General features: G+C 37.5%; 14 protein-coding genes. 8 read left to right on the top strand and 6 right to left on the bottom strand.

Features of this window, described 5'->3' with window-relative positions:
• Nucleotides 1-145: 145 nt before the first annotated feature.
• From AC2G3J_RS05515 to rlmH, 3 genes are all read right to left on the bottom strand, one after another.
• Nucleotides 146-916 carry a DUF4377 domain-containing protein gene (locus AC2G3J_RS05515; RefSeq protein WP_336951777.1) on the bottom strand — a complete coding sequence of 257 codons (771 nt, stop codon included), beginning with the start codon at nt 914-916 and terminating at the stop codon, nt 146-148.
• A 166-nt stretch (nt 917-1082) separates the two neighbouring features.
• Nucleotides 1083-1859 carry a dioxygenase family protein gene (locus tag AC2G3J_RS05520; protein ID WP_004717246.1) on the bottom strand — a complete coding sequence of 259 codons (777 nt, stop codon included), beginning with the start codon at nt 1857-1859 and terminating at the stop codon, nt 1083-1085.
• Nucleotides 1860-1985: 126 nt separating this feature from the next.
• Nucleotides 1986-2468 (bottom strand): 23S rRNA (pseudouridine(1915)-N(3))-methyltransferase RlmH, encoded by a 483-nt coding sequence (gene rlmH, locus AC2G3J_RS05525; protein WP_336951776.1) that lies wholly within the window; start codon nt 2466-2468, stop codon nt 1986-1988.
• Nucleotides 2469-2607: 139 nt separating this feature from the next.
• Between rlmH and AC2G3J_RS05530 the strand changes: the two genes are divergently transcribed.
• The 3 genes from AC2G3J_RS05530 (at nt 2608) to AC2G3J_RS05540 (ending at nt 5149) form a co-directional block, all read left to right on the top strand.
• Nucleotides 2608-3567 carry a M28 family peptidase gene (locus tag AC2G3J_RS05530; protein WP_419359430.1) on the top strand — a complete coding sequence of 320 codons (960 nt, stop codon included), beginning with the start codon at nt 2608-2610 and terminating at the stop codon, nt 3565-3567.
• 80 nt (nt 3568-3647) lie between these two features.
• A complete protein-coding gene (locus tag AC2G3J_RS05535) occupies nt 3648-4547 on the top strand; it encodes a tyrosine recombinase XerC (RefSeq protein WP_419359510.1) in 900 nt (299 codons plus the stop codon).
• 230 nt (nt 4548-4777) lie between these two features.
• Nucleotides 4778-5149, top strand: a complete 372-nt coding sequence (locus tag AC2G3J_RS05540; RefSeq protein ID WP_004717237.1) for a hypothetical protein — start codon at nt 4778-4780, stop codon at nt 5147-5149.
• A 1-nt stretch (nt 5150) separates the two neighbouring features.
• Here the strand turns inward: AC2G3J_RS05540 and AC2G3J_RS05545 are convergent, their stop codons facing one another.
• The 3 genes from AC2G3J_RS05545 to AC2G3J_RS05555 all read right to left on the bottom strand — a co-directional run bounded on the left by AC2G3J_RS05545 (nt 5151) and on the right by AC2G3J_RS05555 (nt 6909).
• Nucleotides 5151-5702, bottom strand: a complete 552-nt coding sequence (locus tag AC2G3J_RS05545; protein WP_336951774.1) for a GNAT family N-acetyltransferase — start codon at nt 5700-5702, stop codon at nt 5151-5153.
• A 133-nt stretch (nt 5703-5835) separates the two neighbouring features.
• Entirely contained in the window at nt 5836-6390 is a 555-nt protein-coding gene (locus AC2G3J_RS05550) for a GNAT family N-acetyltransferase (protein WP_336951773.1), read from the bottom strand.
• 24 nt (nt 6391-6414) lie between these two features.
• Nucleotides 6415-6909 (bottom strand): Lrp/AsnC family transcriptional regulator, encoded by a 495-nt coding sequence (locus AC2G3J_RS05555; RefSeq protein ID WP_336951772.1) that lies wholly within the window; start codon nt 6907-6909, stop codon nt 6415-6417.
• 116 nt (nt 6910-7025) lie between these two features.
• Here AC2G3J_RS05555 and AC2G3J_RS05560 point away from each other — a divergent pair, with 116 nt between their 5' ends.
• The 5 genes from AC2G3J_RS05560 to gyrA all read left to right on the top strand — a co-directional run bounded on the left by AC2G3J_RS05560 (nt 7026) and on the right by gyrA (nt 14915).
• Nucleotides 7026-7631 (top strand): LysE family translocator, encoded by a 606-nt coding sequence (locus tag AC2G3J_RS05560; protein ID WP_419327160.1) that lies wholly within the window; start codon nt 7026-7028, stop codon nt 7629-7631.
• Nucleotides 7632-8114: 483 nt separating this feature from the next.
• Nucleotides 8115-8867 (top strand): electron transfer flavoprotein subunit beta/FixA family protein, encoded by a 753-nt coding sequence (locus AC2G3J_RS05565; RefSeq protein WP_004823176.1) that lies wholly within the window; start codon nt 8115-8117, stop codon nt 8865-8867.
• A 17-nt stretch (nt 8868-8884) separates the two neighbouring features.
• Nucleotides 8885-9817, top strand: a complete 933-nt coding sequence (locus AC2G3J_RS05570) for an FAD-binding protein (RefSeq protein WP_004717227.1) — start codon at nt 8885-8887, stop codon at nt 9815-9817.
• Between the two features lie 734 nt (nt 9818-10551).
• Complete coding sequence (locus tag AC2G3J_RS05575; RefSeq protein WP_483770778.1) at nt 10552-11367, top strand: zinc ribbon domain-containing protein; 816 nt, start codon at nt 10552-10554, stop codon at nt 11365-11367.
• Between the two features lie 524 nt (nt 11368-11891).
• Nucleotides 11892-14915 carry a DNA gyrase subunit A gene (gene gyrA, locus AC2G3J_RS05580; protein ID WP_483770779.1) on the top strand — a complete coding sequence of 1008 codons (3024 nt, stop codon included), beginning with the start codon at nt 11892-11894 and terminating at the stop codon, nt 14913-14915.
• Nucleotides 14916-14979: the final 64 nt, after the last annotated feature.

Here is a 14979-nt window from a genome sequence, read left to right on the forward strand (position 1 = left end):
TTGCATCGATTAAAATTAAAAGGTAGACCTTAAGGTAGAAATGTTTTGATTATCTGGTTGAAAAAGCATGAAGCTGAATTAAATCTATATGTTTATAAGTAGCTAAAATGAAAAGCTGAAGTTGAACTTCAGCTTTTCTATACAATTATTTTAAAGTTTCACGTTCGATAATCATGTCTTGGACATAAGCGTATTTAGACTGATCAGCCGCTGGGTTTTTAATCTCATAACGTTTTACACGAACCACTTGACGTTCAGCAGGGCTATGAGTAAAGCCTTCGATATCGTCATAGAAATATGTCCAATCTTTATCTACTTGCGTTTTTACACCATTATCAGCATATTTGATTTCGCGTACTTGTAAGCACTGCATTTTTCTTACACCAGCAGAACATTCTTTGGTTTCTGGGCTGATTTCTAAGAAAATTGTTTCACCTTGGCTTTGGTATTTAGTTTCAGGTGTCATTTTACCAGTAAATACAACTTTACCGCCTGTCGCATTTACCAAGGTAAGCGTTGGGTTTTCAGTATTTGCTGTATCAAGTACAAATGCTGTTTTATTCGATTGGAACAATGCCGCAGCAAAACTTTCCTGTTTCATTAATTCAGGGGAACACATCATGTTTGTTGAGGCGATATTTCCTGTTACTAATAAACCATTCTCAACTTTAGCACTTGTCATTAGTCGGTTACAGCCAGTTGCAACATTTAAACGTTGGTCTGCAAAGTTAAGTACGATGGGTTGCTTGGTATCTGCTGGTTGATAAGACCATTGATAAGCATTTAATGTTTGCTCTGCATTACCTTGTTGTTGTAATACTTTCACTGCGGTATCACCCAATTTTTGAATATCGCCAGATTGGCAAGCCGCGAGGGCTAAAGGAAGTACAGCTAATGCTAAATATTTGAATTTCATATTCTATTCACGTTTTAAAAAACTATGCATAGGATAAACCATGAAACACTAAAAGATATGGATACAATTTATTAATTCGGTTTCAATATGTATCCATATAACTAAAAGTTAAACAATAATTAACAAATTTTTATTATTCCAACTAAATTTTGATCAATTAGGTTCTTTAGTCAAAACGATAAATATCCATACCTAGCGCACCCATTGAAAAACTACTGTGGACAATACTAAAGCGGTGACCAGTGCCCATTGCAAAGAACAGAGGTGCAAAGTGTTCAAGTGTTGGGTGATTCTTCTGTAGATAAGGAATGCTATCCCATTCCAATACAGCATCATAATTACTATGATTGAGTTTGCTCACCACATAATTTCTAAATGTAGATGCCCATTCCGGGACATTCTCATCTTTGCCGTTCCATGACAATTCTCTTAAATTGTGAGTGATGCTACCTGAACCAATCAATAAAATTTGTTTTTCACGGAGTGGGGCAAGTGCTTGACCAATTTGGTAGATTTGATCAGCATGCATATTCATAGGTAAAGAAATTTCAATGACTGGAATATCTGCCTCAGGGTACATATGTAATAAAGGCATCCATACGCCATGATCACGTGGTCGAGTACTATTTGCATGTGCAGGAAGATGTGCTTCAGCCAAGAGATGCAAAATTTCTTCCGCTAATTCAGGATTTCCTGGTGCGGGATAGCGAATCTCATACAGCGCTTGAGGAAAACCACGAAAGTCATGCCATGTTTCAGGGCGTACACCTGTATTGACTTCTAAAGCCTCACTTTCCCAATGGGCAGACATCACCACGATGGCTTGTGGTTTTGGCAAATTTAGACCAAGACGATGTAGAGCAGGACCGACTTGTTCAGGATCTAGCGCAAGCATGGGAGAGCCATGTGAAATGAATAAACCTGGGAGTGTTTGTAAGTTCATATCTTTGTGCCTAAATGATCATTAAATACAGCGTGAATTGCCCATTCTAGCTAAAATGTATGCTCTCAATAAGCCTTTTATTTCAACAGACTGTTTCATCAATGCAACTTTTGCCCAATTACATGACTAGCCTGCACGATGATACGGATGATTATGATTAATACTCATCGCACGATAAAGTTGTTCAATCAGCATAACCCGAACCAATGGATGGGGCAGAGTTAGTTTTGACAGTGACCAGTGCCAAGCAGCAGCTTTTCGCACGGCTTCAGAATGCCCATCTGGTCCGCCAATGGCCAGTGCAACATCATTACCTTCAAGCATCCAGCCTTTCATGGTTTCAGCCAGCTTTTCAGTACTAAATTCACGTCCGCCTACTTCAAGTGCAATCAATACTTCATTGTGTTTCAGTTGGCTGAGAATACTATCACCCTCAATTTGGCGATATTTTAAAATATCTGCTTCTGAATCATTTTTGCCACGCTTTGCCATCGGGAGTTCAATAATTTGCGTCTGTACAAAAGGTTGGATTCTTTTGAAGTAATCTTCAAAACCAGTTAATACCCAAGCAGGCATTTTTTGACCAATGGTCAGAATACGGATTTTCATATTAACAATTTCTAACGTGGTAATTGCATCATTATAGCGCGATATTGGTTATTCTCAGGCGTACAACAAGAACTGAATGTCTAACTGCTGTTTTTTTAAATTATAGCTATACCAACACGCTTTTAAATTGGATTTATACATGCAAATAGGTTATCCAAATTTTTTAAATTTAAATTATCTTTTCATTATATTGCTCAGCTGTGTGCTTTCAACATGGAGTGTAGCCGCAGAACAACGCTATGATCAGCAAGCTGAACCTGATCGTTTAAACAGTTATTTACAACAAGTGATTCACCCACAAGCGTTTCGAAATTATCAAAATATTCAAGAGCTCGATCGAGTTGCGGCTTTCATTAAACAACAACTTGAACAGTTTGCGATTCCTTGTGAATACCAGCCTTATCAAGTCAAAGGCAAAACTTATCGAAATGTAATATGTCACTTACAAATGGGGCACGCCAAAAAAGTGATTCTTGGTGCCCATTATGATGTTTATGGGAATTTCAAAGGTGCTGATGATAATGCTTCTGGTGTGGTGGGGCTGATTGAGACAGCGCGAATTTTGGCAGTCAATAAAGCCAGTCTTAAACAGAATGTTGATTTTGTCTTTTATACTTTGGAAGAACCTCCGTATTTCCGTACTGAACATATGGGGAGTTATATTCACGCACAATCCATTTTAAAACAAAAAGATCAAATTCAAGCGGTGTATATTTTGGAAATGATTGGATATTTTGACCATAAAAATGTTCAGGATTATCCATCCGGATTAGCTCTGTTTTATCCCAAACATGGAAATTTTATTGGCGCAGTGAGTAATTTCACTTCACGTGGATTGGGTGAAAAATATTGTGATGCCATGAAAGCGTTAAAACGCCTTGATTGTCAAAGATTGATAGCGCCATCATTTGTACAAGGCGTGGATTTCTCAGATCATTTGAATTATTGGCGTTTCGATATACCTGCTATTATGATCACAGATACGGCTTTTTTTAGAAATAAGCATTATCATACCCAAGACGATACTGTTGAAAAACTCAATTTAAATAAGATGGCAGAAGTCATCAATGGTGTGGTGTATACAGTTTTACAAGACTGATATTTTTCAATCAGGTTATATCATTTGCTATTTTGATCAAAGGAGAGCTTATGCAATACGGTGCAATGCAATTGCTCTCGATGTGGATTAAGGATCGGAAAATACAGAATCAATCGGTACATACCTTAGAAGCTTATTTCCGAGATGTGGCTAACTTTATTGACTTTTGCTATGACAAGCAGATGGAGTTAAAACAAGTCGAAGCTACTGATTTAAGAGAGTATGTGGCTTATCGTGTCGAAAAAGATCAGCTTTCGACCAGTAGTTTACAACGGCATTTAACTTCAATTCGTCAGTTTATGAAGTGGGCTAAACAGGGTGGTTATTTAGAAATCAATGCAGCTGATGATTTTCAGATAAAGCGGCAAGCTCGACCATTACCAGGGATGATTGATATTGAAACGGTCAATCAGATTATGGATCAGCCCGAGCCTGAAAAGCCTGGAGAAAAGCAGTTGTGGTTACGAGATAAAGCTATTTTGGAATTGCTCTATTCCAGTGGCTTACGCTTGGCGGAAGTGCAAAGTTTAACCATACGGGATATTGATTTTACCCGCCATTTATTGCGTATCACGGGTAAGGGGAATAAAACTCGAATTGTACCTTTTGGCTCTAAAGCGAGAGAGAGTCTGATTGAATGGTTAAAAATTTATCGAATCTGGCAGGGGGAGTTTAGCCCTGAGTCTTTGGTATTTATTACCCAACGCGGCACAAGTATTACCCCACGTCAGATTGAAAATCGAGTCAAATATCAAGCACTACGTGCAGGGGTAAATGTTGATTTACACCCACATTTATTGCGCCACTGTTTTGCCAGTCATATGTTATCCAATAGTGGAGATCTGCGTGCAGTGCAAGAAATGCTAGGACATAGCAATTTAACCACGACACAGATTTATACCCATGTCGATTTTGATCATCTGGCACAAGTCTATGATCAAGCGCATCCAAGAGCTGCTGCATCGAAAATAAAAGATTGACCTTGCATATAAGGCTTTATTAAGCGTTGATCTTTGTATTTTGTAATGAATATAGACCTGCTGAGAAGTACTGTTAGTTTTTGATAAAATGCACAGCGCTTAAACACATTTAGCACAGAAAAAAGTCGAATAGATAATTGTTTTTAAAAATGCTCTCATGTATATCTAGGTTTCGTATTTATTCAATACATTTCTATTGATTCAATTTTGCAGAAAAATTAGGTCTTTCAATGATCCCTGAACTTGAACAAAAATATAAGCAACTGACTGACGCTCAAAAAGAAATTTTTAAGGGCTATGGCTTACGTCAAATTAAACATTTTGTAGAATTCAGCCTTCCCAAAATTGAGGCAACGTTACCGCAAGAAGGAAAAGTATTGGGTATCAATGCTGAGGGTAAAGTTCAAGCTGTAAATACAGCAACTAATCAGACCTATTTATGGATATCAGACCAACAATGGCAAGCGGCCCAAACAGTGTCTAATCATATTGATTTAAAAGAAGACTTTATTGAGATTTGGCAAGTGCTGGAGCTCAAAAATCAAGATTTGATTGATTTAAGCCATATTCATCGTGATTTTTTAGCAAGCATGGCGAAATAGTTCAATACTCAAATTGAAAATCTTGTTTTTGGATTCGATAGAGCTTCTCTTCATGTAGTGGATGGTGCTCATCAAAATCAGGATGCAGAAAGTCATGAGAAAAGCTCATTCCAATTTTTTTCATGACATTTTGCGACGCAAAATTATGTTTAGATGTAAATGCAACAATTTCTTGAAAATTCAGTTCTTCAAATGCAAATCTTAGACAAGCTTGAGCTGCCTCAGTTGCATAGCCTTTATTCCAAAATTTTGGATCAAGCCGCCAGCCGATTTCTATACATGGTGAAAATTCAAATTTTGAGGGTTGTTGATGTAGTCCCACACATCCAATAAATTCTTGGGTTTCAATCAATTCAACAGCCCAAAGTCCCCAGCCTTTGATTTCTATTAAATATTTAATCTGATTTGCCAGTTCGTCACTTTGCTCACGATTTAAAATTTTTGGGAAAAATTGCATCACTTCAGGGTTTGCTGTGATTTTTGCAAATGCATCGTAATCAGAAGCTTGCCATTGTCGAAGTAAAAGACGATCTGTACATAATTCATAAATCATTTTTATTGAATATCCTGATTAAAGCACTACTTAAGTAGAAGAGGGGAGAATTTTTAGCGTATTGCCTCAGTCAAATTTTCACCTATGATATATAATTTTACATCGTCTAAGATAATCCGCATATTGACCAGCGTTACAGCTTTGGATTTTGTATACGGTAAAGTACATGTTCAGCCAAAGCATGGTTTTTGTCTAAAACGGGATGCATAAAGTTCTCGACATAATCCATACCAAGTCGTTGCATTACTTTTTCCGAAGCTTGATTCAGTACAGTTGTGAACGAAACAACCTGTTCCAAAGCCAATTTTTCAAATGCAAACTTTAAACATTGCTGAGCGGCTTCCGTTGCATAACCTTGATGCCAATATTGCTGTGCCAAGCGCCAACCAATTTCAACACAAGGAGAGAAAGTAAATTTTTCCGCTTGATTGGCTAGACCCACAAAACCGATAAATTGCTGATTTTCTTTTAACTCAACCGCCCAAAATCCCCAACCATATTCAGTAATTGTGTCTTGAAATCGACCTGCCAAAAGGTCACTTTCATTTTTTGACAAGGCCGCTGGAAAATACCGCATAACATCTGGATCAGCATTTAAATCTGCAAAAACATCAAAATCACGAACTTGCCATTGTCTAAGAATAAGTCTAGGTGTTTCTAATTGAACGGGGGGAGTAAATGTTTTCATATTCACCTAATGCGTATTTTTGAATTATAAATCTTCAAGAGGTAGCTGAAAGCTTTGTTTAATGATTTGACTTGGGACATCGGTTTTTACACTGGTAATACCATTCTTCTTGGTCAAATGTGTCGACTGAAATTTACGGTAGCTTTCTAAATCGGGGACGACCACTTTTAACATCGCATCACATTCACCCAGAATAATATAACACTCCATGACCTGAGGCAGTTCTTTCATTGCTTCAATAAAGGTATCAATGGTTTCAGCATCTTGTCCTAACAGCCAGATTCTTGAGAATAGTATCAATTGAAATCCAATTTTTTGTGGATCCACCACTGTTGTATAGTTTTGGATGACTTTAGCTTCTTCTAAGAGTCGAATTCGTCTCAGACATGATGAGGGCGAGAGCCCAATCTCACGAGCCAAATCATTATTTTGGATTCGGCCATTGGCTTGTAAAGCCCGAATGATATTTTTATCAATACGATCTAGTTTGATTAGAATAGTCTTAGATGAAATTTTCATAAATTAGAATTTAATTCGAAAAATAATCATTATTATAGAATATTTGAAATCCTATTTTAAGCATTTTAAAAGATACTGTTTTCTTCTCGCAGTCAAACTTCAGAAAGGGAAAAGAGATGTCTGTATTTGTACTTTTTGCCTTAACGGTACTTCCGTTAATTTTCACACCAGGACCAGATATGTTATTTATCCTGTCACAAGTGATAGGTAAAGATGCGAAAGCAGGCATGATGGCGACAATCGGTATTTGTTCTGGCTATCTGGTTCATTCGATTCTGGTTGCGCTTGGAATTGCTGCAATTATTGTTTCATTCCCAGTATTGTTTGAGACGATTCGATATTTGGGGATCGCCTATTTATTGTATTTGGCATTTCATTTGATTAAATCAGTATTTAGCCCAAAGGCATTACGTATTGAACAGAAAGCAGTTTCAAATCCTATTCGCAAAGGCTTTGTTACGGCATTGTTGAATCCAAAAGGCATGTTGATCTATTTTGCGATTTTGCCACAATTTATCGATAAATCAGGCAACACCGTGTTTCAAGGCTTGGCTTTGTCAGCAATTTTTATTGCTTTGATTTTCTTGGTGTATTGTGGTTTGAGTCTTTTGATTGCTCAATTGACCAAAAAGCAGCACATCAATGAGCGTAAGCAAAAATGGATTGATGGTGGTTCAGGGACTTTGTTGACTATTGCAGCCGCATGGTTATTGGTAAATTAATCCAAGCAGAAACAAACGGGTAATTCTGAAAAGAAGCCCGTTTTTGTATATTTAGTATTTTGTTACAAGTTTAATGCCAAAAAGTTCACAAATTTAATCAATAAACATACTTAGAAAAATTGCTGATTCTGTCTAAAATGACAGAGTGTAGCAGTATCGATGAACGGGTGGTGTCATCCCTTTGATTGATTGATAATTTATCTTAATTTTTTTGATTATTTATACAGAATCTATACAAATAATGTTATTTATCAATATATAAATATTGTCGAAATAGTAGCCTTATGTGTCTAAGTTAAAATATTTAGAAAAAATGTGAACTGTACGTTCAAGCTTTTTTATGACTTTTTACAGCAGTTTTGCGAATTGTGACTTGACCGAAATGCCAATCACATTGCAAGATAGGACACCTAAATAATTTTAAATGAAGCGTTATTATAACTCTTCTTAACATTTACTTTTGCTAAAACAGCCGAGGATTACATGAAGGCTCTTGTTGCTGTAAAACGTGTGGTTGATGCCAACGTTAAAGTTCGCGTTAAACCGGACAATAGTGGGGTAGACCTTACTAACGTTAAAATGTCAATTAACCCATTCGATGAAATCGCAGTTGAAGAAGCGGTTCGCTTAAAAGAAAAAGGAACAGTTTCAGAAATCGTTGTTGTTTCTATTGGACCAAAAGAAGCGCAAGAACAAATTCGTTCTGCTATGGCGCTTGGTGCAGATCGCGGTATTTTAGTTGAGGCTGATGACAGTCAACTTGGCGCTTTAGAAGTTGCTAAAATCCTAAAAGCTGTTGTTGAACAAGAACAACCACAACTTGTGCTTTTAGGTAAGCAAGCAATTGATGACGACTCTAACCAAGTTGGTCAAATGTTGGGGGCTTTACTTGGCGCTGGTCAAGGTACATTTGCTTCTGTAGTAACTGTAAATGGCGATAAAGTTCAAGTAACTCGTGAAGTTGACGGCGGTTTACAAACTGTTGAGTTAAATACTCCAGCGATCATTACCACTGACTTACGTTTGAATGAGCCACGTTATGCTGCGCTTCCAAACATTATGAAAGCACGTAAAAAGCCACTTGATACGAAAACTCCTGCAGATTTCGGTGTTACAGCAACTTCTAAACTTAAAACAGTTAAAGTTGAACCACCTGCAGAGCGTAAAGCTGGTGTACAAGTGAAGTCTGTAGACGAGCTTGTTGAAAAACTTAAAAATGAAGCGAAAGTGATCTAATACAGAAGGATAAAATCATGAGTATTTTAGTTATCGCTGAGCACGACAATAAGACACTTAACGGTGCAACTTTAAACGTTGTTGCTGCGGCTCAAAAAATCGGTGGTGATATCACTGTATTGGTTGCAGGTTCTGGTGCTCAAGCAGTTGCAGATGCTGCTGCGAAAGTTGCTGGTGTAAGCAAAGTTTTGCTTGCTGACGATGCAGCTTATGCAAACCAATTGGCTGAAAACGTAGCGAAACTTGTTGCTGAATTAGGTAAAGGTTATTCACATATCCTTGCTGCTTCAACAACAACAGGTAAGAACATCTTGCCACGCGCTGCTGCACTTTTAGACTCAAGCATGATCACTGACATCATTGCTGTTGAAGGTCCTAAAACTTTCAAACGTCCAATTTATGCAGGTAATGCAATTGCTACAGTTCAATCTGACGAAGCAATTGTTCTTGCAACTGTACGTGGTACAGCTTTTGATCCTGTTGCTGCTGAAGGCGGTTCAGCTGCAGTTGAATCAGCGGCTTCTACAGGTGATGCAGGTATTTCTAAGTTCATTTCTGAAGAAATTGTGAAATCAGAACGTCCTGAATTAACTGCTGCGCGTATCGTTGTATCGGGTGGTCGTGGTGTTGGTTCTGGTGAGAACTATCATAAAGTACTTGACCCACTTGCTGACAAGCTGAGTGCAGCTCAAGGTGCTTCACGTGCTGCGGTTGATGCTGGCTTCGTTCCTAACGATATGCAAGTTGGTCAAACTGGTAAAATCGTTGCGCCTGATCTCTACATCGCTGTAGGTATTTCTGGTGCGATCCAGCATTTGGCAGGTATGAAAGATTCTAAAGTGATTGTTGCAATCAACAAAGATGAAGAAGCACCAATCAATGCTGTAGCTGACTACTGGTTAGTTGGTGATTTGAATACTGTTGTTCCTGAATTAGTTTCTAAGCTTTAATTCTCGAATTAAGTTTCAAAAAACGCGCTTAGGATTTCCTAAGTGCGTTTTTTTTTTCAAATTTATTGATTAAATAGATGGATTGTATGTGCGGATAAATAAAGTCGTGGTGGTGGGTTATTCTCTATGCTAATAAAGAAACTCTGAGTAGCTTCTCTCATAAGACCTTTTTTTATAGTGTAAATCAATTTAAAAGCTCCTTTATGGTCATTTTTCCCATAGGTATAAGGAACCTTGCAAAACTAATACGATTCAAGCTACATGATCTTTTCTTGATTTATAAAAGGGATTTTTAAACATAAGGTATCATAAAATAAAAACAGTGATCAAAAATGCTATTTTCATTTTTTCTGATCTTAATTCTTACGTCTAAAGTACTGTAATTTGAGTGGTTATTTTATCTATAATTAATTGATATAAATAGATAAGTTTTTTAAGGAATATTGCGAGAGAGAATGAGTAGATAAATGCCTTGAAGTCTAATTTTAAACCCTATAAGATCAAATGATAAACATAATTAAATTTTCAATCGTATACTGACAACATGCAGAAAATTCCAGTTTAAATCAGTTGTTACAGACACAAACATATCCTTTAACTCTGTAGCTGTTTTTCACCATTTTTTTAATTCTATATTTGTTGGCGCATTAGACTGGCTGATTCTGTCATTTTAGACGCTGTGTTTTTCCATTACTGCTCAATTCCATATCATCTCACCTAGAATAGCTATAAATATGAAGTGTCCCAAATGTTACGCTGAGAATATCAATGAAGCCATGAAATGTGGTATTTGTGGTACTCGTTTAAAACATGTTAAACAGACTAACGATTTAACAGGCAATAGTAATGTTGAATTTTCTGTACGCCGTGAAAATAAGCAGGGACAGTCAAATCCCACGCATAATATAAAACCTCGACAGACTCCGCCGAACAATGAAACAGAAAGCAATCAGCATGCTTCTGTAGGAGATAAGGCGAGTGCATTACTTGAATCATGGCAGCAGAAAGTTGCACATACTCAAAGAGAGTCTCAGAATCAGCCTAAAAAGAAAAATTTTAAAATTGTCTGGATACTTTTAGCTGTATTTTTGTTTGGTCCGGCAGTGCTTGGGGTTATTTCAAGTGTCGTTATTCCTATCGTGATGCCTGTAATTGGGGCATCCAATCAAGATGAGGCTGCGATCACAGATGAAGCACTTCCTGCAAGCGAAGAGGTGGTGTCTAATGAATATCAAGCGCGTTATTTTGATATGCAAGCTTATCAAGCGCGCTTAACAGAGTATTATGATGTCAAGCATCGTTTTGCAACGAGCCTAAAAGATATTGAAAAGTTTGAACAGACTCAGTTTAGTGATTTTATTTTTGATCAAATTGAAATTACACAGCAAGGAGTTCTAGTGGGTAAATTCACTGATACTCCTGCAAGTCGAATATATATGGTTCCACAGCTTGAAAATAATAAAATTCATGATTGGCAATGTTATCGTGTAGCAATCAGTGATGATTTGCTGCAACACTGTGAATTGATTCAGGCAGATCCATATAAATGATAGAAATTCACAAAACTCTATATTTGGAAGTGTTTAGATTTTTCTGATCAGTGGAGTTAGACTCCGTATTGCTTTGCTCATATTTTTTGCCATATTGGATTTTATAGGGCAATTTTCAAGTTTGAGTTTTTTAATCGATCCGAAGCAAAACTGTTTGATGTGATTTATTTTTTACTAATAAACATAACAAAAATAGTCAATGAAGCACATCATTGGGTATGATTGGATAGAAAAAATCTAGGTTTCGAGATAAAAATACCCATTCATTTATAAATTTAACGATGCTTAATTGAGTGGACAATCAGGCGTTTTTTTATTGTCAATAAATCGTTAAAATTGTTTAAAAATACTACAAAAAATCATGATTATAGTGTGGTTGGATAGGCACAAAATCGCTTGGTTTTATGCTATACTGTGCGACTGAATTTTAGATTTTGGCTCAACGCTTTTTGAGCTAAATTTTGACTAGCTAGATTATATAAATGAGCAGTAGCAGTTTGCACTGTTTGTAATAAGGAGTATGCATGAGCGTATCGGAAATTAGACCGATTGCCATTGAGGATGAACTAAAAAGCTCATATCTCGATTATGCCATGAGTGTTATTGTATCTCGTGCATTACCAGACGTGAGAGATGGTTTAAAACCTGTTCATCGTCGTGTGCTGTTCGCTATGCACGAGTTAGGCAACGACTATAACAAAGCCTATAAAAAATCTGCACGTGTTGTTGGTGACGTAATCGGTAAATATCACCCACATGGTGATTCAGCTGTTTATGAAACAATTGTTCGTATGGCTCAAGATTTTAGTCTACGTTATCAATTGGTTGATGGTCAGGGTAACTTTGGTTCTGTCGATGGTGACAGCGCAGCAGCAATGCGTTATACCGAAGTGCGTATGCGTAAGCTCACCCATGAAATGTTAGCTGACTTGGAAAAAGATACAGTCGAGTGGGAAGATAACTACGATGGCTCTGAGCGTATTCCTCAGGTTATGCCAACACGTATTCCTAACTTACTGATCAATGGTGTGACAGGTATTGCTGTCGGTATGGCGACCAACATGGCGCCACACAACATGACAGAAGTAGTTAATGCATGTTTGGCTTATGCAAATAATCCAAACATCTCAATTGAAGGATTGATGGAATATATTTCTGGTCCAGATTTCCCTACAGGCGGCATTATCTATGGTAAATCAGGAATTGTAGATGCTTACCGTACGGGTAAAGGTCGTTTGCATATTCGTGGTAAATACCATTTTGAAGAAGATCAAAAAACTGGTCGTACGACGATTGTTTTCACTGAAATTCCTTATCAGGTCAATAAAGCAAGAACCATTGAACGTATTGCTGAATTGGTCAAAGAGAAAAAACTTGAAGGTATTTCAGAACTTCGAGACGAATCTGATAAAGACGGGATGCGTATTGCAATTGACTTAAAGCGTGGCGAAAACGCTGAAGTTATTGTTAATAACTTATTTTTAAATACTCAACTTGAAAATTCATTCAGTATCAACATGGTTTGCTTGGATAATGGCCAACCTAAACTGATGAATTTAAAAGACATCATTGCGGCATTTATTCGTCACCGTCAAGAAGTGGTGACGCGCCGTACCATGTTTGAATTACGTAAAGCGCGTGAACGTGGTCATATCTTAGAAGGTTTGACTGTTGCTTTAGCCAATATTGATGAAATCATCGAAACCATTAAGACTTCTGCGAATCCAGCTGAAGCACGTGAGCGTTTACTTGCTGGCGAATGGGCGGGTGGAAATGTTGTTGCATTGCTAGAAAAAGCGGGTGCAATTTCAGTTCGCCCAGATGAGATTGAAGGTGAAGATCCAAGTCGTCCATTTGGTTTAGACGGTCAGCTTTATCGTTTATCTCCAGCTCAAGTTGGTGCAATTTTAGAATTACGTTTACATCGTTTAACAGGGCTTGAACAAGATAAATTACAAGCTGAATATTCTGAAATTTTAGCTCAAATTGCTGAACTTACCGCAATTTTAAATGACTTCAATCTTTTGATGAATGTGATTCGTGAAGAACTTGCATTGGTTCTTCAACAATATGGCGATGCACGTAAAACGGATATTGTTGAATCACGTATTGATTTCTCTCGTGAAGATTTGATTCCAGAAGAGCAAGTTGTTTTAACTGTTTCAAAAACAGGGTATGCAAAAACGCAACCATTGTCTGATTATGCTGCACAGCGCCGTGGTGGACGTGGTAAATCTGCAACTTCGATGAAAGAAGACGATTATATTCAACATTTAATTGTGACATCGAACCATGCAACTGTATTGTGCTTTACCAATGTAGGTAAAGTTTATCGCTTAAGAGTATTTGAAGTACCTCAAGCGTCACGTGGTGCAAAAGGTCGCCCAATGGTGAACTTATTACCACTGGATGCAGAAGAGACCATTACAGCGATTCTTCCTGTTATCGATGCACCGAAGAAATTTACAGAGCGTTTAACAGAGTTTAGAACTTTTGTCCGTGCCAACGTTGCTCAACTGCGTCAAAATACAATTATCGACTCACATTATGAAGCACTAAAAGCTGCGTTTGCAGAGCTTGGTGAAAATCCAGATGACTTATCAGATGCTTTACGTAAGCAACTCAAAGAAATTGGTATTGAACTTTCTGCTTCTGATCTTGATGATGAATTAATCGCTGAATTTGCTGAACGTGTAGAAAGTGTTCGTAAAAACTTCTATGTATTTATGGCAACAGCATCAGGTACAGTAAAACGTGTTGAATTAGAGCAGTTTGGTAATGTTCGTTCAAATGGTTTACGTGCGATTGAGTTGAAAGAAGAAGATACTTTAATTGGTGTTGCAATTACTGATGGCGAACAGCAAATCATGTTGTTCTCGAATGAAGGTAAAGCAATCCGTTTCTCTGAAACTGATGCTCGTGTGATGGGTCGTACTGCGAAAGGTGTTCGTGGTATGCGTGTGGCATTGGCTGCGGCACAAACAGAAGAAGATGTTGAAGTTGATGTAGATTCAGATGATGAAGATACTATAGATTCGAATACCAATGTGGTTAGCCGAATCGTTTCGTTAGTTGTTGTACCAGAAACTGGCGAAGTATTATGTGCTTCTGCAAATGGTTATGGTAAACGTACACCAGTAGATGACTTCCCAACTAAAAAACGTGGTGGTAAAGGTGTTATTGCAATTAAAACATCTGAACGTAATGGTGAGTTAGTGGGTGCTGTTGCCATCGATGAATCTAAAGAATTAATGTTGATTTCTGATGGTGGAACACTGGTTCGTACCCGTGCTTCTGAAGTAGCGAGAACAGGTCGTAATGCCCAAGGTGTTCGTTTGATCCGCTTAGGTAATGAAGAAGTCTTGGTCGGTGTGGTTGCGGTTGAAGCTGTCGAAGCTGATGATGAGATTATCGATCAGTTAGACGCGATCGAAGGCGAGACTGCTTTAGATTCAGAGAATTTAATTGATTCTGAAAAATTAGTTGATGATGAAACTGTTATGGATGAAGGTGAAACTGAGTCTGATAATACTGAATCTGACGAGTAATTTTTAGAGAAATAAAAAGAGCGCTTAGGCGCTCTTTTTTTGTATTCTGATCAAGCTTATAAAA

The organism is Acinetobacter legionensis (assembly GCF_057165765.1).

What these genes read in the sequence shown, in the direction of transcription:
- AC2G3J_RS05575 (WP_483770778.1), top strand. Translation starts at nt 10,552, where the DNA reads ATGAAGTGTCCCAAATGTTACGCTGAGAATATCAATGAAGCCATGAAA.
- gyrA (WP_483770779.1), top strand. Translation starts at nt 11,892, where the DNA reads ATGAGCGTATCGGAAATTAGACCGATTGCCATTGAGGATGAACTAAAA.
- AC2G3J_RS05515 (WP_336951777.1), bottom strand. Translation starts at nt 916, where the DNA reads ATGAAATTCAAATATTTAGCATTAGCTGTACTTCCTTTAGCCCTCGCG.
- AC2G3J_RS05555 (WP_336951772.1), bottom strand. Translation starts at nt 6,909, where the DNA reads ATGAAAATTTCATCTAAGACTATTCTAATCAAACTAGATCGTATTGAT.
- AC2G3J_RS05550 (WP_336951773.1), bottom strand. Translation starts at nt 6,390, where the DNA reads ATGAAAACATTTACTCCCCCCGTTCAATTAGAAACACCTAGACTTATT.
- AC2G3J_RS05540 (WP_004717237.1), top strand. Translation starts at nt 4,778, where the DNA reads ATGATCCCTGAACTTGAACAAAAATATAAGCAACTGACTGACGCTCAA.
- AC2G3J_RS05560 (WP_419327160.1), top strand. Translation starts at nt 7,026, where the DNA reads ATGTCTGTATTTGTACTTTTTGCCTTAACGGTACTTCCGTTAATTTTC.
- AC2G3J_RS05565 (WP_004823176.1), top strand. Translation starts at nt 8,115, where the DNA reads ATGAAGGCTCTTGTTGCTGTAAAACGTGTGGTTGATGCCAACGTTAAA.
- AC2G3J_RS05535 (WP_419359510.1), top strand. Translation starts at nt 3,648, where the DNA reads ATGTGGATTAAGGATCGGAAAATACAGAATCAATCGGTACATACCTTA.
- rlmH (WP_336951776.1), bottom strand. Translation starts at nt 2,468, where the DNA reads ATGAAAATCCGTATTCTGACCATTGGTCAAAAAATGCCTGCTTGGGTA.
- AC2G3J_RS05520 (WP_004717246.1), bottom strand. Translation starts at nt 1,859, where the DNA reads ATGAACTTACAAACACTCCCAGGTTTATTCATTTCACATGGCTCTCCC.
- AC2G3J_RS05530 (WP_419359430.1), top strand. Translation starts at nt 2,608, where the DNA reads ATGCAAATAGGTTATCCAAATTTTTTAAATTTAAATTATCTTTTCATT.
- AC2G3J_RS05570 (WP_004717227.1), top strand. Translation starts at nt 8,885, where the DNA reads ATGAGTATTTTAGTTATCGCTGAGCACGACAATAAGACACTTAACGGT.
- AC2G3J_RS05545 (WP_336951774.1), bottom strand. Translation starts at nt 5,702, where the DNA reads ATGATTTATGAATTATGTACAGATCGTCTTTTACTTCGACAATGGCAA.